Origin of the sequence: Gordonia polyisoprenivorans NBRC 16320 = JCM 10675 (genome assembly GCF_000241325.1) — a bacterium.
Lineage (GTDB): Bacteria > Actinomycetota > Actinomycetes > Mycobacteriales > Mycobacteriaceae > Gordonia > Gordonia polyisoprenivorans.
Window position 1 is genome coordinate 45,085 of sequence record NZ_BAEI01000039.1, and the last position, 16,695, is coordinate 61,779.

General features: G+C 67.1%; 13 protein-coding genes. 7 read left to right on the forward strand and 6 right to left on the reverse strand.

Annotated elements, in window-relative coordinates; translation table 11 throughout:
• Positions 1-274 precede the first annotated feature (274 nt).
• The 3 genes from GOPIP_RS11015 to GOPIP_RS11025 all read left to right on the forward strand — a co-directional run bounded on the left by GOPIP_RS11015 (position 275) and on the right by GOPIP_RS11025 (position 4,911).
• The gene (locus GOPIP_RS11015) at positions 275-2,818 is read left to right on the forward strand and encodes an ATP-dependent Clp protease ATP-binding subunit (protein WP_006369720.1); all 2,544 of its coding nucleotides are present in this window, start codon (positions 275-277) and stop codon (positions 2,816-2,818) included.
• Positions 2,819-3,019: 201 nt separating this feature from the next.
• Positions 3,020-3,886 (forward strand): enoyl-CoA hydratase-related protein, encoded by an 867-nt coding sequence (locus GOPIP_RS11020; RefSeq protein ID WP_006369721.1) that lies wholly within the window; start codon positions 3,020-3,022, stop codon positions 3,884-3,886.
• 95 nt (positions 3,887-3,981) lie between these two features.
• On the forward strand, positions 3,982-4,911 hold the full coding sequence (locus tag GOPIP_RS11025) for an SGNH/GDSL hydrolase family protein (RefSeq protein WP_006369722.1): 930 nt from the start codon (positions 3,982-3,984) through the stop codon (positions 4,909-4,911).
• Positions 4,912-4,965: 54 nt separating this feature from the next.
• Here the strand turns inward: GOPIP_RS11025 and GOPIP_RS11030 are convergent, their stop codons facing one another.
• A complete protein-coding gene (locus GOPIP_RS11030) occupies positions 4,966-6,363 on the reverse strand; it encodes an acyltransferase (RefSeq protein ID WP_006369723.1) in 1,398 nt (465 codons plus the stop codon).
• Between the two features lie 325 nt (positions 6,364-6,688).
• On the opposite strand from GOPIP_RS11030, the gene GOPIP_RS11035 reads away from it, so the two are divergent.
• Positions 6,689-7,651, forward strand: coding sequence for a hypothetical protein (locus tag GOPIP_RS11035; RefSeq protein WP_244421136.1), 963 nt, complete (start codon positions 6,689-6,691; stop codon positions 7,649-7,651).
• Here GOPIP_RS11035 and GOPIP_RS11040 read toward each other — a convergent pair.
• Complete coding sequence (locus tag GOPIP_RS11040) at positions 7,625-8,875, reverse strand: MFS transporter (protein ID WP_210739112.1); 1,251 nt, start codon at positions 8,873-8,875, stop codon at positions 7,625-7,627. The two genes, GOPIP_RS11035 and GOPIP_RS11040, sit on opposite strands and share 27 nt — an antisense overlap.
• 93 nt (positions 8,876-8,968) lie before the next feature.
• Here GOPIP_RS11040 and GOPIP_RS11045 point away from each other — a divergent pair, with 93 nt between their 5' ends.
• Positions 8,969-9,649 carry a GntR family transcriptional regulator gene (locus tag GOPIP_RS11045; RefSeq protein ID WP_014361440.1) on the forward strand — a complete coding sequence of 227 codons (681 nt, stop codon included), beginning with the start codon at positions 8,969-8,971 and terminating at the stop codon, positions 9,647-9,649.
• On the opposite strand, the gene GOPIP_RS11050 is transcribed toward GOPIP_RS11045, so the two are convergent.
• The gene (locus tag GOPIP_RS11050; protein ID WP_006369727.1) at positions 9,641-10,495 is read right to left on the reverse strand and encodes an HpcH/HpaI aldolase/citrate lyase family protein; all 855 of its coding nucleotides are present in this window, start codon (positions 10,493-10,495) and stop codon (positions 9,641-9,643) included. The genes GOPIP_RS11045 and GOPIP_RS11050 overlap by 9 nt on opposite strands.
• Entirely contained in the window at positions 10,492-11,364 is an 873-nt protein-coding gene (locus GOPIP_RS11055) for an HTD2 family dehydratase (RefSeq protein ID WP_006369728.1), read from the reverse strand. Before GOPIP_RS11055 ends, GOPIP_RS11050 begins: the two co-directional genes overlap by 4 nt.
• Before the next feature lie 139 nt (positions 11,365-11,503).
• Between GOPIP_RS11055 and GOPIP_RS11060 the strand changes: the two genes are divergently transcribed.
• Positions 11,504-13,225 carry an AMP-binding protein gene (locus GOPIP_RS11060; RefSeq protein ID WP_085949123.1) on the forward strand — a complete coding sequence of 574 codons (1,722 nt, stop codon included), beginning with the start codon at positions 11,504-11,506 and terminating at the stop codon, positions 13,223-13,225.
• Positions 13,226-13,240: 15 nt separating this feature from the next.
• On the opposite strand, the gene GOPIP_RS11065 is transcribed toward GOPIP_RS11060, so the two are convergent.
• Positions 13,241-14,191, reverse strand: a complete 951-nt coding sequence (locus GOPIP_RS11065) for a GlxA family transcriptional regulator (RefSeq protein ID WP_006369730.1) — start codon at positions 14,189-14,191, stop codon at positions 13,241-13,243.
• A gap of 133 nt (positions 14,192-14,324) precedes the next feature.
• On the opposite strand from GOPIP_RS11065, the gene GOPIP_RS11070 reads away from it, so the two are divergent.
• Positions 14,325-14,957 carry an isochorismatase family protein gene (locus GOPIP_RS11070; protein ID WP_006369731.1) on the forward strand — a complete coding sequence of 211 codons (633 nt, stop codon included), beginning with the start codon at positions 14,325-14,327 and terminating at the stop codon, positions 14,955-14,957.
• Positions 14,958-14,986: 29 nt separating this feature from the next.
• Here GOPIP_RS11070 and GOPIP_RS11075 read toward each other — a convergent pair whose 3' ends face one another.
• Positions 14,987-16,483 (reverse strand): aldehyde dehydrogenase family protein, encoded by a 1,497-nt coding sequence (locus GOPIP_RS11075; protein WP_006369732.1) that lies wholly within the window; start codon positions 16,481-16,483, stop codon positions 14,987-14,989.
• Positions 16,484-16,695: the final 212 nt, after the last annotated feature.

Here is a 16,695-nt window from a genome sequence, read left to right on the forward strand (position 1 = left end):
TTCGCTCTGGGCGTAGCGCTATCCCGGGCTGCTCGGAACATGCTGATGTGCAGGGCGGTTGTACCGCGCAGACCCCCGTTGACGTGTGCATGACGTTGACTTCTGGTGGGCGTTAACTGCAGGTGCACACCGCACGACCTCTAGAGTGGAAGCAAGCTGGTCGTCGTGTACCCCGACACCATCGCAGTTGTCGCCTCGCATCGGTCGCCGCCCGCGGTTTCCGATCACCGGGACAACCACGACGGCCGGGGCGAAAGCGAAATGAGGGAGAACAATGTTCGAACGGTTCACCGACCGCGCTCGGCGGGTTGTCGTGCTCGCCCAAGAAGAGGCGCGGATGCTCAACCACAACTACATCGGCACCGAGCACATCCTGCTCGGCCTGATCCACGAGGGCGAAGGCGTCGCCGCCAAGGCCCTCGAATCGCTCGGCATCTCCCTGGAAGGGGTCCGCAGTCAGGTCGAGGAGATCATCGGTCAGGGCCAGCAGGCTCCGTCGGGGCACATCCCGTTCACCCCGCGCGCCAAGAAGGTCCTCGAGCTCTCGCTGCGTGAGGCGCTGCAGCTCGGCCACAACTACATCGGCACCGAGCACATCCTGCTCGGCCTCATCCGCGAGGGTGAGGGCGTCGCCGCACAGGTGCTCGTCAAGCTGGGCGCCGACCTCAACCGGGTGCGCCAGCAGGTCATCCAGCTGCTGTCGGGTTACCAGGGCAAGGAGCCGCAGGAGGCCGGCACGGGTGGCCGGTCCAGCGAGTCCGGCACCCCGTCGACGTCGCTGGTCCTCGACCAGTTCGGCAGAAACCTGACCGCCGCGGCCGCCGAGGGCAAACTCGACCCCGTCATCGGCCGCGAGAAAGAGATCGAGCGGGTCATGCAGGTGCTGTCCCGCCGCACCAAGAACAACCCGGTGCTGATCGGCGAGCCCGGCGTCGGCAAGACCGCCGTCGTCGAGGGCCTCGCGCAGGCGATCGTCAACGGCAAGGTGCCCGAGACGCTCAAGGACAAGCAGCTCTACACCCTCGACCTCGGATCGCTGGTGGCGGGCAGCCGCTACCGCGGTGACTTCGAGGAACGCCTCAAGAAGGTCCTCAAGGAGATCAACACCCGCGGTGACATCATCCTGTTCATCGACGAGCTGCACACGCTCGTCGGTGCCGGTGCCGCCGAGGGCGCGATCGACGCCGCCAGCATCCTCAAGCCGAAGCTGGCCCGCGGTGAGCTGCAGACCATCGGTGCCACCACCCTCGACGAGTACCGCAAGTACATCGAGAAGGACGCCGCACTCGAGCGCCGGTTCCAGCCGGTGCAGGTCGGCGAGCCGTCGGTGGAGCACACCATCGAGATCCTCAAGGGTCTGCGCGACCGCTACGAGAGCCACCACCGCGTGTCCATCACCGACGGTGCGCTCGTCGCCGCGGCCACCCTGGCCGACCGCTACATCAACGACCGGTTCCTGCCGGACAAGGCGATCGACCTCATCGACGAGGCCGGTGCGCGGATGCGCATCCGCCGGATGACCGCACCGCCGGACCTGCGCGAGTTCGACGAGCGCATCGCCGACGCCCGCAAGGAGAAGGAAAGCGCCATCGACGCGCAGGACTTCGAGAAGGCCGCCGGCCTGCGGGACAAGGAGAAGCAACTCGTCGCCGAGCGTGCCGAGCGTGAAAAGCAATGGCGCAGTGGTGATCTGGACGTCGTGGCCGAGGTCGACGACGAGCAGATCGCCGAGGTGCTGGGCAACTGGACCGGTATCCCGGTGTTCAAGCTCACCGAGGAGGAGACCACGCGTCTGCTCCGCATGGAGGACGAGCTGCACAAGCGGATCATCGGCCAGGAGGACGCGGTCAAGGCCGTCTCCAAGGCGATCCGTCGTACCCGCGCGGGTCTCAAGGACCCCAAGCGCCCGTCCGGCTCGTTCATCTTCGCCGGCCCGTCCGGTGTGGGTAAGACCGAGCTGTCCAAGGCGCTCGCGAACTTCCTGTTCGGCGAGGACGACGCCCTGATCCAGATCGACATGGGCGAATTCCACGACCGCTTCACCGCGTCGCGCCTGTTCGGTGCCCCTCCCGGCTACGTCGGCTACGAAGAGGGCGGCCAGCTCACCGAGAAGGTGCGCCGCAAGCCGTTCTCGGTGGTCCTGTTCGACGAGATCGAGAAGGCCCACTCGGAGATCTACAACACCCTGTTGCAGGTTCTCGAGGACGGTCGTCTCACCGACGGCCAGGGTCGCACGGTCGACTTCAAGAACACGGTGCTGATCTTCACCTCGAACCTCGGTACCGCCGACATCTCGAAGGCCGTGGGACTGGGCTTCAGCAAGGGTGACGACTCGAAGTCGAACTACGAGCGGATGAAGCTGAAGGTCAACGACGAGCTGAAGAAGCACTTCCGCCCGGAGTTCCTGAACCGTATCGACGACGTCATCGTCTTCCACCAGCTGACGAAGGACGAGATCATCCAGATGGTCGATCTGATGATCAATCGCGTCGAGACGCAGCTCAAGAACAAGGACATGGCGATCGAGCTCACCGATCGGGCCAAGTCGTTGCTGGCCAAGCGCGGCTTCGACCCGGTGCTCGGCGCCCGGCCGCTGCGCCGCACGATCCAGCGCGAGATCGAGGATCAGTTGAGCGAGAAGATCCTGTTCAACGAACTGACCCCGGGACAGATCGTGCTGGTCGACGTCGACAACTGGGATGGCGAAGGTGAGGGCGAGGACGCCAAGTTCACCTTCACCGGCTCGGAGAAGCCGCGTGAGTTGCCCGACGCCCCGGTCGAGCTGAGCAAGGCAGGTGACGCCGGCAGCGAGAGCTGATCGGCCCGACCGCGAACACCCACGACGCCCGTCGACTCCTTCTCTGGAGCGGCGGGCGTCGTGGGTTGTCGGCATCATCGCCGTCGGCTGTCGGCGCCGGGTCCGACCCCGGAGTGTGGGCATCATGAGGACACCGCCACAATGGTGACCGGCGCAACATCAGGTGCGCCGTCATATATCACCGAGTGGAGGCGTCACACCGTGAGCACCGAATCAGCAACGCAGGGCCTGGCCGAAGCGGCCCCCGAACCGGTCATCACGGTCACCCGGCACGACGAGATCGCCGTCATCACCCTGAACCGCCCGGACCGGCTCAACGCGTTCACCTTCGAGATGGGTGAGCAGATCCAGGCGGCCTTCGACGAGACCGACGCCGACGACTCGGTGCGCGCGGTGGTCATCACCGGCGCCGGCCGGGCGTTCTGCGCCGGCGCCGACCTCGCCGGTGGCGCAACCACATTCGAGCTCGAGGAGAAGGAGCCCGGTGAGGTGCCGCCGGATTCCGGTGGCCGGCTGACGCTGCGGATCTTCGCCTCGCTCAAGCCCGTGGTGATGGCGATCAACGGCCCGTCCGCAGGCGTCGGCGTCACCATGACGCTGCCCGCCGATGCCCGCATCGCCTCGGAGAACGCCCGCTTCGGGTTCGTGTTCACCAAGCGCGGACTGGTGCCCGAGGCGGCGTCCACCTGGTTCCTGCCGCGCCTGGTCGGGCTGCCGACCGCGCTGCGCTGGACGTTGGGGGCGCAGATGGTCGGCGCCGCAGAGGCGCTCGAGGCCGGTCTGGTGCAGCAGGTCGTCGCTCCCGATGAGGTCCTCGACGCGGCGATCGCCGCCGCCAGGGAGATGACGTCGGGCACCGCGCCGGTATCGGTCGCGCTGACCCGGCAGTTGCTGTGGCGTATGGCCGGGGCGCCGAGCCCGCTCGACGCCCATCACGCGGACTCCGCGGCGATCTACGCGCGGGGTCGGATGCCCGACGTCGCCGAGGGGGTGACGTCGTTTCTGGAGAAGCGTGAACCGACCTTCACCGATTCGGTGGCGACCGATCTGCCCGAGATCTTCTCCTGAAATCGCCCGAAAGCGGCTTTTCTGCAGGCCACGTGGGCAATTCAACACGGGGCGTTGACGCTTCCCGTCATCGCGGTGTGTGAAACTGTACGACGATGTCTCGAGCACTTTTCGGCCGTGTCGCCACGGCCGTCGCCGCGTTGGTCGCCGCCGCCGTCGTCGTACTCCCCGGGAGTGCGAGCGTGCCGTCGGCGGCTGAGTCGACGACGGTGCAGACCGCCGCGCAGCGCCAGCCCGAGACCGCCCTCTCATCTGCCGCCGCGCCGCAGAAGTATGTGGCGTTGGGTAGCTCCTATGCCGCAGGCCCGGGCGGGCTGGACTCGATCGGCAACCGGTGCCTGCGCACCATGGACAACTATCCGCACCAGGTCGCCCAGGCCATGAACATGAGCCTGGTCGACGCGACGTGTTCGGGGGCGACGACCGAGAACATCCTGGACCGTCCGCAGCGGTTCGTGAAGCAACCCCAGATCGACGCCGTCACGCCCGGCACGGCATTGGTGACGATCACCACTGGCGGCAACGACATCGGGTACGTGCAGCGCCTGATCGCCATGGGCTGCAAGAACTCTGTCGCCGACCCGGTCAAGAACATCGCCGAGCGGGTGTGTGGACACGGCCGACCGATCTCTCCCGAACCCGGATTCGAACGGTATGCAGCCGTCGAGCAGAAAATGATCGAAACGGTGTTCGCCGTCCGGATGCGCGCCCCCGCGGCGCGGATCGTCCTCGTCGACTATCCACCGGTGGTGGTCGCAGGCGGCCCGATCTGCCCCAAACTCGCACTCACGCCGGAGGAGATCGAGTCGACCATCCGGGTATATGACGCGCTTGCCCAGGTGACCGCCGAAGCCGCGCAGATCTCGGGTGCCGAGCTCGTCACCACCGGTCCGCTCGGTGCCGAGCACACCGTGTGCTCACCCGACCCGTGGCTGCGCGGATTCGAGCTCCCGGTGCCGTATCACCCGAACGCCTCCGGCAAGGCCGGCGTCGCCCGCCTCATCGTCGACGCGCTGCGTCGGTGATGCGCTGCGCTGACGCGCTGCGTCGGTGATTCTTCGACGCGCTGCGTCGGCTGATCACACCGCTTCTTCGACGTACTCCGCGTCGCGGTGGCGGATCTGGTGCCAGTAGACGATCGCCATCGAGAACACCAGGAAGGCGCCGGTCGCGGCGATCAGATTGCCCGCCCACCAGCCGAAGCCGAGGCGGACGATCAGGCCGACGATGATGGCGGCGAGTCCGACGAGCGCGGACCGTCCGGCGTTCTGGGAACGCCAGTCGATGCGATTGCGTCCGGTGGTGATGAGGCTGATCGGGCTGCGGCGCAACGTTTCCACCACGAACACGGTCAACACGACGGTGGCGAGGTAGGCCAGGATCACGCGCGGCAGGGCGTGGATGCGTTCGTCGGCGATCTGTGGCAGCAGTGCATAGATCGCGAGGACATGTGCGAGATAGATGGCGAAGGAGCGATCGGCGGCGGTCTTCATGAACCGGTCGGGGATCGAGCCGGGGTGGCGGCGTTCCTGCCAGAGCGTGCCGAGGCCGTACAGGATCACGATGATCGCGATGAATGCCCACATGTTGTGGAGCATGAAGACGTTGGTCGCCCGGAACAGGTCCTCGCCGCGGTCGACGATGTAGAGGTAGTAGAGCCAGGTCGCGATGATCACCACGACGCCGACACCGATGAGCTGCCAGCGCCACCGTTTGATGAAGGCCTGGAATGCCTCGTAGTGCATGGCCGACACACAGCCCGCGAGGATGAAGAACTGGTAGGGGAAGATCGTCACCACCAGGTGGCTCCAGATCTCACCCTGGATACCCCAGGTGAAGAACGAGATGGGTGAGCGCACCATCGCGTACATCATCACCATCTGGAAGATGAAGCTCACCGCGAGCAGGTAGCGGTGAAAACCCCAGGTGCGCCGAAGAATCCACAGCATCAGTGGGAACACCAGATAGATCTGCATGCTCACCGACAGGAAGTACAGGTGGTAGGCGGCGTTTCCGGTGATGAGGTCGTAGACGATCGATTTCACCGAGCGCTCGGCGGCGTCGAGACTGTTCCACGCGTTGGCGATCGCGTCGACGCCACCGAAGTGATAGCGGACGTAGAACCAGTAGAACAGGCTCCACACGAGGAAGGGCAGGCCGATCAGTTTGTAACGTCGCTTCCAGAACGGAATCGCCTTGAGCTCGCGGTTGCGGTACTGGTAGCCGAGGACGAAGCCGGTCAGGGCGAAGAAGCTGTAGCGGGTGTAGCGGAGGAAGACCTCGACGGCGCCTGCGGCCACACTGGTCGGGGCGGTGACGCTGAGCATCACGTGGTCGAGGATCACCGCACCGAAGGTCACCAGTCGGACGAAGTCGATCTGGTAGAGGTGCTTGTCGCGTTTCGCGGGCTTGGCGGCCGGTTCGGCGCCGGAGTCCGTCGGGGTGACGTCGCCTGCGACGGGGTCGGGGACGGTCACCGGATCGGTCTCCGGACGTTTCGCGGACGCCGGGGTACCGGTCGATGGCTGTTCGGTAACGATCGGAAGACCTCCGTCCAATTCTTCGCACGTCGCAGAGGGTGAGGCTACTCCCTGTTGCTGAAAGTTCCGAAGTCGGCCCGTGACGCCATCGGAGGCGTTCACACCGACCGCTCGGGGGCGCTGCGGATGCCGCGTGGTGGCCGATGTCACGTGCTTGGATGTCATCGTGGCACCAAAACCGCAGGAAGACGGGGACCTCGATGCGGGTGTTTCCTCCGGAGGTGATGCCGCGGATCGAGCGGCGACACCCTCCCCGGTGGACGTGACATATCCCACTGTCGGCGGGGGACGCAGTCGCCTCCGGTCGGTCGGCGCGGCGCTGCTGACCGTGGTGTCGGTGGTGCTGGTGGTGTTGACGCTGCTTGCGGGCTATCTGCGGTCCGATCTGCTCGACACCGACGGCTACGTGGCGATGGTGGCTCCGCTGGCATCCGACCCGGCGATCCGGGCCGAGGTCACCGATGCCCTCGTGACGGTGATCGACGATCACGTCGACATCGCGGCACTGAGCGCCGAGGCGTTCTCGGCGCTGACGCCCGGCACCGGTACGCGAGCGGCGCAGGTGCTCTCACCGCTGATCGCGGCGCAACTCCAGTCCTACCTCCACGACACGGTCGAGCGCTTCGTGTCCTCGTCGGCGTTCGCGACCGCGTGGACGACCGCCAATCGTGCCGCGCACGCCACCCTCGATCGGCTTCTCGCCGGCGACACCGGAATCGTCGCGATCGATCTGGCCCCGATGGTTGCCCGGATCCGACAGCGATTGATCGACGACGGATTCACCGCCGCCGAGCAGATTCCGGCGATTCATCATCAGGTCGTCCTGTGGCAGTCCGACGCACTGCGCCGCGCTCAACGCGCGGTGTCCGCATTGAACACCGCGGCGCTGGTCCTGCCCTGGATGACCGCGCTGGCGATCATCGCGACGATCGGTGTCGCTGCTCCGACCCGCCGGTGGCGAGCGGTGATGGGGCTGGGCCTGGGCATCACCACGGTGATGCTGCTGCTCGCCGTCGCATCGGTGGTGGCCCGCGGCCGGTATCTCGATGCCGTTCCCGCCGACGTCATCACGCCGGACGCGGCCCGCGCGGTGTTCGACACCGTGGTGGCACCACTGCGTACGCGCATCTGGGTGGTCGCCGTCGTCGGTGCCGTGCCCGCGGTGCTCGCCTTCGTCGCCGAGCGTCGCGGGTGGCCGTCAGGTCGTCGATTCCATCCGCGGTAGGTGCGGCGCGCGGCGGCGATGGATGGCCAGGCCGATGGCCGCGGCGACGAAACACGAGGCAGCGCCGACGGCGAGGCCGGCCCGCGGCCCGGACGCCTCGCTGATCCACCCGATCAGCGGTCCGCCGATCGGCGTCGACCCCATGAACGCCACCGACCACAACGACATCACCCGGCCACGCATCTGCGGGTCCGAATTCAGTTGCAGCGTCGCGTTTCCGGTCGACATGAACGACACGCTGAGCCAGCCGACGAAGAACAGGGCGACGATCGCCATCCACAGGTGCGGGACCGCAGCGGTCACCGCGATGGTGATGCCGAACCCGATGGCGGCCAGGATCAACGTGCGCAAACCGGTGGTGCCACGCGCGGCCACCAGCAGACCGCCGACGACCGCGCCCACCCCCATCGCCGCCGTCATGAAGCCGAAGGCCTGGGGGCCGCCGTGAAAGGCGTCCTTGGCGGCGGCAGGCAGCGACACCTGGAACTCGTAGGCGAGGGTGCCGACCAGCGCCATCATCGTCAGCGGAACCCACAGCACGGGGCGTCCGGCGACGTAGCGGAGTCCTTCGCGCAGTTGGCCTTTGCCGCGTTTGACCGGTGTCTCCTCGGCGATCTCGGCGGTCCGCATCATCAGCAGTGACACCACCACCGCGACGAAGCTGGCCGCGTTGATCGCGAAACACCAGCCCGCGCCGACCGCGGCGAGGACCAGACCGGCCACGGCCGGGCCGACCGCCCGCGCCGCGTTGACCATCACCGAGTTCAAGGTGACCGCATTGCGGATCCGGGATTCGCCGACGATCTGGTGGATGAACGCCTGGCGGGAGGGGTTCTCGAAGGCGTTGTTCAGTCCGAGCAGCACGGCGAGGACCCCGACCTGCCACACCTGCACCCAACCGCCGAAGGTGAGGATCGCCAGTGCCGCCGCCAGCAGCCCCATCACCGACTGCAGGATGATCATCAGCTTGCGACGATCCACGCGATCGGCGATCACCCCCGCGTACGGGCCGAGGACCAGGATCGGTACGGCCTGCAGCGCGACGATCACGCCGAGCACGGTCGATGAATTGCTGAGGGTCAGGACCAGCCAGGCCTGGGCGGTGGCCTGCATCCAGGTACCGACCAGCGAGAGCGCCTGCCCACCGAAGTACAGGCGATAGTTGTGGATGTGCAGCGAGGCGAACATGCCCTCGCGCTCCTGCGCCATGTCACCCACAGTCATTTCATCCACTGTAGAACCCGCCACTGACCGCTTCCTGGGAGGTCAACCCGGGAGGTCGGCACAGGGCCAGGCCGCGACTGTATTCTATATTCTATGGTTGATCCTGCCGCTCCCGCTCCGGCGGCGCGACGCCGACGCCGTCCCCGGTTGTCCGACGAGGTCTCGGAGTACGTCCGCGAGCTCATCGTCTCCGGACAACTGCAACCCGGCGAGTTCATCCGCCCGGAAACCGTTGCCGATGAACTCGGGGTCTCGGCCACGCCCGCACGGGAGGGATTGCTGTCCTTGCAGAGCGAGGGGCTACTGCGGGTCGAACCGCGGCGCGGATTCGTCGTCGCACCCCTGAGCAGCACCGACATCGAGGACGTCTTCGCCGGGCAGGCCCTGCTGGCCGGCGAACTCGCCGCCCGCGCCACCACCCGTCTCGACGACGCGGACCTGGCCACTCTCGACCGTCTGCAGGTCGAACTCGAGGCGGCCGCCGACGCGGAGGACAACGACGAGGTCGAGCGGCTCAATCACGAATTCCACCGACTGATCTATGCCGCGGCGGGATCGCCCAAGTTGTCGTGGATGATCAAGTCGTCGCTCAATTATGCTCCCCGACGGTTCTTTTCGTCGGTCGACGGCTGGCCGCAGGCATCGGCCGACGATCATCGCGACATCATCGACGCCCTGCGCCGACGCGATGCGGCCGGCGCGCGGGCGGCGATGTCGGCGCACATCGGCAAGGCCGGGCGTCTGCTCGCCGAGCATCGGCGCGACTCACGCTGAGTCCTCCGGCCCAGGGCTTTCGGTGAGGGGAGCAGACGCCAGAATCCGTTGTGCGCGTGCGACAACCGGCGGGTCCACCATGTGTCCGTCGACCGCGACCGCCGAGGAGTCGGTACCGGCCGCCGCCACGATCGAACGCGCCCAGGTGATCTCGGTGTCCGACGGCGCCAGGCACGCGTGGACCGTTGCCACCTGGGCGGGATGGATGCAGAGCTTGCCGGTCAGGCCGATCCGCGCGGCGTAGCCGACGTCGGCGACGAGTTTCTCGACGTCGCGCAGCGCCGTGGTCACCCCGTCGATGGGGTCGGCGACACCCGCCGCGGCCGATGCCGTGACGAGCATCGAACGCGCAAACAGCAGTGCCTCGTGGTCATCGGGGTCGGCACCGATCTCGACGGCGAAGTCGATGGCGCCGAAGCCCAGTCGAGCGACACCGGGTACCTGCGCGATGGCCGGCGCCGCAAGAATGCCCCGCGCGGTCTCGATGAGCGGCAGGACCGGCGCCGCGGTCGCCTGCGCCACGCGTATCACCTCGTCGGCGCTGCTCGCCTTGGCGAGCATCACCGGTGCGCCGTGCCGGGCCGCGAGTTCCACATCGTCTGTGTGCCACGGCGTTGCGGCGGCATTGATGCGCAGGACGGCGTGCTTGCCGGCTGCAAGCCAGCCGGCGATGTGCTCGCGGGCCGCATCCTTGTCCTCCGGGTCGACCGCGTCCTCGAGGTCGATGATCACCACATCGGCACCCGCCGCGGCGGCCTTGTCGAAACGCTCGGGCCGATTACCCGGGACGAACAGGAAGCTACGCGCGACGCGCAGCGATGCGATGGGATCGGTGGTGTCGGTCATGCGAATTCTCCCTTGCCCGAGACGTGAACGGTGCCCTGTCCGGTGACGACGGCGAGCTCTACCGCGTCACCGTCGTCGTCCGGGGTGGCCTCGACCCGGAAGCGGTCACCGAGGAACAGTGGGCTGCGAAGCCGGAAGTCGAAGGTGCGCAGCGATTTACCGTGATGATGTGCCCGGGCTAGCTCGGCCATGTAGGTGGCCAGCAACGGTCCGTGGACGACGAGATCGGGGTAGCCCTCGACGCCCGTCGCATACGGGCGGTCGTAGTGGATGCGGTGGGCGTTGGAGGTCAGTGCCGAGTACCGGAAGAGCAGCGGCGTGTCGGGTGTCGGCTCCGCGGTCCATGGTGCGGTCGCGTCGGCGAGGTCGGGACTCGGCCGATCGAAGGGCCGCGCGTTGCCGGAATCGCTGCGATACACCAGATCCTGGTCCTCGGTGAGCACAACGGTTCCGCCCTGGCGGTATTCACTGCGGACCGTGACGAAGAGCATGTCGCCGGTACGCCCGTGCTTCTCGGTCATCGAGGCCACCGACGACACCTTCTCGGTGCGCGTGCCGAGAGCCAACGGGGCCGTGGACGAGATCCGCGCACCGGCGAACATCCGACGGCGGTCCGGGATCGGTGGCAGGAAATGGCCGTGGGCGGGGTGACCGTCGGCGCCCAGTTCCGCGGTCTGCGGCCACTCGGAGAAGAAGATCCAGTGCCAGGGCAACGGCAGGGGATCGCCGTCGGCGAAGGTTTCCGACAGTCCGAGCGTGGCGGCCAACCGCGTCGCCTGCGCCGCGTCGAGGGGGTCCACCTCGGTGATCGGTTCGGGACGCCAACCGGCGACATGGTCGCTCAGACTCGATCCGGTGGTCCCGGCCATTTGCGCTCCTCCGCTTCTCCGCCTGCACAACGACATTCCGCACTATGAAACATAGTCTATAGAGTTGGTGGATGGGCCGGTGTCCCGCCCCCACTTCGGGGGGTGTTGACGGCGCTGGTGTGACGTGGATCATGCACTCATGACCAGCACCACCGCCACCGACAGCCCCTCGACGACCAACACCGAGCGATACCGCGTCGCGCGAGATCAGATGGTCCGTCTCATCGGCGACTACGAGACCGCCGTTCGTGAGTTCCGGTGGCCGGCCATCACCGGCCGGTTCAACTGGGCGATCGACTGGTTCGACGTCATCGCTCGCGGCAACGACCGCACCGCGCTCTGGTTGTGCGAGCAGGACGGCACCGAAACCAAGGTGTCGTTCGACGAGATGGCCACGCGCTCGGATCGGGTGGCGACCTGGCTGGCCGAGCTGGGCATCGGCAAGGGCGATCGCGTGATCCTGATGCTCGGCAATCAGGTCGAGTTGTGGGAGGCGATGCTCGCGGTGTGCAAGCTCGGGGCGATCGTCATGCCCACCACCGCAGCGCTGGGGCCGGCCGACCTGCGGGACCGGATCGACCGTGGTGCGGCGCGATGTGTCATCGTCAACGCCGCCGACACCGCCAAGTTCGCCGAGATCGACGGCGACTATCTGCGCATCGCGGTCGGCGACGCGGTGCCGGGCTGGCACTCCTACGGCGACTCGGCCACGGTCACCTCCGCCGGGCCGTTCGACGTCGTCACCGAAGTCGGCGATCCGATGCTCATCTACTTCACCTCCGGCACCACCAGTCGTCCCAAGCTCGTCGAGCATTCCCAGACCAGTTACGCCGTCGGCCATTTCACCACCATGGCATGGATCGGGGTGCGCCCCGGCGACGTTCACCTGGCGATCAGCTCGCCGGGTTGGGCCAAACATGCCTGGAGCTGTTTCTTCGCACCGTGGATCGCCGAGGCGACGATCTTCGTCTACAACTACGCGCGCTTCGACGCGCAGGCCCTGATGACGCAGCTGCGGCGGGCGCGTGTCACCACCTTCTGTGCGCCACCGACGGTGTGGCGCATGCTGATCCAGGCCGACCTCGGCGAGCGACCCGAGGGTATGCGAGAGCTCCTCGGTGCCGGGGAGCCGCTCAATCCCGATGTCATCCGGCAGGTCGAGAAGGCGTGGGGCCTGACCATCCGCGACGGTTTCGGGCAGACCGAGACCACCCTGCAGGTCGGGAACACGCCGGGCGCGCCGGTCAAGGCGGGGTCGATGGGCCGACCGATGCCCGGCGTCCCGGTGGTGCTGATCGATCCGATCAGTGGCGAACTCGCCGACGAGGGCGAGATCTGTCTGGACCTCGCCCAGCATCCGGTCAATCTCATGACCGGATACCTCGGCGACCCGGAACGCAACGCACTCGTCACGGCCGGCGGCTACTACCACACCGGCGATGTGGCGCAACGTGATTCCGACGGCTACATCACCTACATCGGGCGCACCGACGACGTCTTCAAGTCCTCGGACTACAAGGTCTCGCCCTTCGAGTTGGAGAGCGTGCTCATCGAGCACCCCGCCGTGGTGGAGGCGGCGGTCGTCCCGCAGCCCGACGACACCCGTCTGGCCGTGCCGAAAGCCTATGTGGCACTGGCCTCCGGGTGGGAACCCGACGAACAGACCGCACGCTCGATCCTGGAGTACTCCCGAGATCACCTCGCGCCCTATCTCAAGGTGCGCCGCGTCGAGTTCTTCGAACTGCCCAAGACCATCTCCGGCAAGATCCGCCGCGTCGAACTGCAGCAGCGGGAGGCCGCTGCGCATCGGGACAAGGAGACGATCACCACCGAATACCGGTATGAGGATCTGGTGGACTGAGCGTCGGCCGCGAGGTCAGCCGGGCCGGAACTGGTTGCGGTGCACCGATGGTGACACGCCGAACCGGGCGACGAAGTTCTGGCGGAGGGTGACCTCGCTGCCGAATCCGCACCGGTGTGCAATCAGCCCGATGTCGAGATCGGTGGTCTCGAGCAGGGTGCGGGCATGGGCGACTCGCTGGGTGGTCACCCATCGCGCGGGGGTGGTACCCGTGGCGTCGCGGAAGTGGCGCAGGAAGCTTCGTCGGCTCATCCGGGCCCGGGCCGCCAGCCCCGACACCGACAGGTCGGAATCCAGATGGCCGATCACCCATTCCAGCACCGCGCTGACCGAGGTGTCGGATTCGCTTGTGGCGAGCGGATGTTCGATGTATTGCGCTTGGCCGCCGTCGCGGTGCGGGGCCACCACCATGCGTCGGGCGACGCGGTTGGCCAGGTCGGCGCCGCACAATCGTCGCAGCAGGTGCAGGCAGGCATCCACCGATGAGACCGTGCCGGCCGAGGTGATCACGTCGCCGTGGTCGATGTAGAGAACCGAATCGTCGACCCAGCCGCAGCGCCCACGACGCTCCAGTTCGCGGGTGCCCAGCCAATGCGTCACCGCTCCACGGCCTTCGAGGAGGCCGGTGTCGGCGACGGCGATGGCCCCGAGGCACAGTCCGGCAATGATCGCACCCCGCCCATGGGCATCGAGCAGAGCCGAGCGCACCACGTCGTCGATCTCCGGTGCCGACTCGGGCCACGACGGCACGATGACGATGTCCGCAGCAGTGGTCGCCTCGGGACCACTGATCCCGCTGAGGCGTTGGCCCATCTCGAGCTCGACATCTCCGGAGTGGGCGGCCCACAAGGTGATCGACCAGAGCGCCGGGTCGGGCGCCAGCACCGCGGCCTCCCGGAAGACCATTTGGGGTGCAGCGACATGAAAGAGACTGACGCCGTCGAACACATGAATCGCGACCCGCATCGGTGCACCTACTCCGTGGCACGATCTCATCGGAAATCGGCATTCGCGCCACTGTCGTGGGTCAGCGTAACGCAGCAAAGTGGGTCGGGGACGGCGAGGATGACCGTCCGCCGAGCCAGAAGGAAGGCCCGACATGACCGCACCCACCCGCGCACTCGTCGTCGTCGACGTCCAGAACGAGTACTTCGACGGTCCGATGCAGATCCAGTACCCGCCGCGCGAGGGCTCGCTGGCCAACATCACCCGCGCGATCGACGCCGCGACCGAGGCCGGATTACCCATAGTGGCTCTGCGACACACCCTTCCGGCCGACTTCCCGGTGTACGCGGAGGGCTCGCACGGCTGGCAGTTGCATCCCGACATCGAGCGGCGCATCGGGGCGGACTGGAAGGTGGCCGACAAACAGTTCGGCACCGTGTTCGCCGGCACCGGGGTCGGCGAGTGGCTCGCCGAGCGGGGCGTCGACACCATCACGATCGTCGGGTACATGACCAACAACTGTGATCTCGCGACCGCCGCCGAATCCGAGACGCGGGGTCTGAGCGCGGAGATCCTCTCCGACGCGACCGGCGCCATCCACCTCGCCAACGATGCGGGCAAGGTGTCGGCGGAGCAATTGCACAACACGCTGATGGTGCTCTACCACTCGAACTTCGCGGCCGTGGCCACGACGGACGACTGGCTTGCGGCGGTGAACGCCGGTGCGGCACTGGACAAGGGCAATCTCGTCGAGTCCGCGGTGGCGGGTGCTGCGGCCAACTCCTGACCTGCCAACAGCATTGGGCGCGCGAGCATTCAGCGCCGGGCGATCCAGGTGGTTTTGAGGCCGGTGAATTTGTCGATCGCGTGGATTGACAGGTCCGCGCCGAAGCCTGACCCCTTGAAGCCGCCGAACGGTGTGCCCGGCGACAACGCGTCGACGGTGTTGATCGACACGGTGCCGGCATGCAGCGCCTCGGACACACGCAGGGCTCGGTCGAGGCTCGCCGTCCACACCGACGCGGCCAGCCCATACGGGGTGTCGTTGGCCAGTGCGACGGCTTCTTCCTCGGTGTCGAAGGGGATCATCGCGAGCAGCGGGCCGAAGATCTCGTCGGTCACCACCGGCGAGTCGACCGGCAGGTCGGTGACGACGGTCGGTTCCAGGAAGAAGCCGGTATCGCCGATCCGGTTGCCGCCGAGGATGATCCGTCCGTCGGTGTGGGCGCGGTCGATGTAGCGCAGGACGAGGTCGAGTTGCTTGCGCGAGACCATCGCACCGGCGCTCGATGCCGGATCGAGAGGGTCGCCCGGCAGGTAGGCCGCCGCCTTGTCGATCAGTGCGGCGGCGAACTCGTCGACGATGTCACGCTGGATCAGTAGACGACTGTTGGCCGAGCACACCTCGCCCTGGTTGCCGAAGATCCCGAAACACGCCATCTCCGCTGCCTGCTCGAGATCTGCGCAATCGGCGAAGACGATGTTGGGGCTCTTGCCGCCGCATTCGAGCCACACCTGTTTCATGTTGGACTCGGCGCTGTAGGCCAGGAACTTCTTGCCCACCTCCGTCGACCCGGTGAAGGTGAGGCAGTCGACGTCGGGGTGTCGTCCAAGAGCTGCTCCGGCGGTGGCCCCGAGGCCCGGTACCACGTTGAACACTCCGGCGGGTATGCCTGCATCCAGGGCGATCTCGGCCATCCGCAGTGCCGACAGAGGTGACTCCTCGGCGGGTTTGAGGACCACGGAGTTGCCTGCGGCCAGGGCTGGAGCGAGTTTCCAGGCGGCGATGTCGAGCGGGAAGTTCCACGGCACCACCGCGCCGATCACGCCCAGGGGGACGCGCCGCACCATGGCGACGCTTCCGTCGGCGGTCGGCGGAAGCTCACCGGGGATCTTGTCGATGACCTCGCCGTAGTAGCGAAAGACCGCAGCCGCGCCGGGTATCTCCACGTCGAGCGAATCGGTGATGGCCTTCCCCATCTCCAGGGTGACGAGCAGCGCGAGTTCGGCGCTGTGGTCGAGCAGAAGATCGGCGAAGCGGTTGAGTATCGCGCCACGCTCGGCGGCCGACAGGCGGGACCACCGGCCGTCGTCGAAGGCCCGGCGAGCCGCCACCACCGCGGCGTCGACGTCGGCCGCGTCGCACGCGGACACGCTCACCAGCACCTCTTCGGTCGCCGGGTTGACGACGTCGAAGGTGGAGCCTGAGATCGCGGGTACCGGGCGACCGTCGATGAGTGCGTCGGTGGGCGGCTTCAGGCCGGCCGCTCGCGCGTGCCAGTCGATCGGGGTGGGTGTGGACGGTGCGGGCATGGACCCAGGATGGCCGATGTCCGCGCCGGTCGATAGATCCAGTTGAGCCGAATTATTGGATGATCTGCATCGGTTCAGCCGAAGATAGCGGCGTGGGTATTGCATCGACTCCGGTGATACAGAAGCCAGAAAGATTCTGTTTTCTCTGGGATGGCCGGTGTCGAATACTGGCCGAACAGCGATCACGATCCCAGCCAGGAGCCGACCAACCC

Coding starts and splice junctions, on each gene's coding strand:
- GOPIP_RS11015 (WP_006369720.1), top strand. CDS start 275: ATGTTCGAACGGTTCACCGACCGCGCTCGGCGGGTTGTCGTGCTCGCC.
- GOPIP_RS11045 (WP_014361440.1), top strand. CDS start 8,969: ATGGTTGATCCTGCCGCTCCCGCTCCGGCGGCGCGACGCCGACGCCGT.
- GOPIP_RS11060 (WP_085949123.1), top strand. CDS start 11,504: ATGACCAGCACCACCGCCACCGACAGCCCCTCGACGACCAACACCGAG.
- GOPIP_RS11050 (WP_006369727.1), bottom strand. CDS start 10,495: ATGACCGACACCACCGATCCCATCGCATCGCTGCGCGTCGCGCGTAGC.
- GOPIP_RS11070 (WP_006369731.1), top strand. CDS start 14,325: ATGACCGCACCCACCCGCGCACTCGTCGTCGTCGACGTCCAGAACGAG.
- GOPIP_RS11025 (WP_006369722.1), top strand. CDS start 3,982: ATGTCTCGAGCACTTTTCGGCCGTGTCGCCACGGCCGTCGCCGCGTTG.
- GOPIP_RS11040 (WP_210739112.1), bottom strand. CDS start 8,875: ATGACTGTGGGTGACATGGCGCAGGAGCGCGAGGGCATGTTCGCCTCG.
- GOPIP_RS11065 (WP_006369730.1), bottom strand. CDS start 14,191: ATGCGGGTCGCGATTCATGTGTTCGACGGCGTCAGTCTCTTTCATGTC.
- GOPIP_RS11075 (WP_006369732.1), bottom strand. CDS start 16,483: ATGCCCGCACCGTCCACACCCACCCCGATCGACTGGCACGCGCGAGCG.
- GOPIP_RS11055 (WP_006369728.1), bottom strand. CDS start 11,364: ATGGCCGGGACCACCGGATCGAGTCTGAGCGACCATGTCGCCGGTTGG.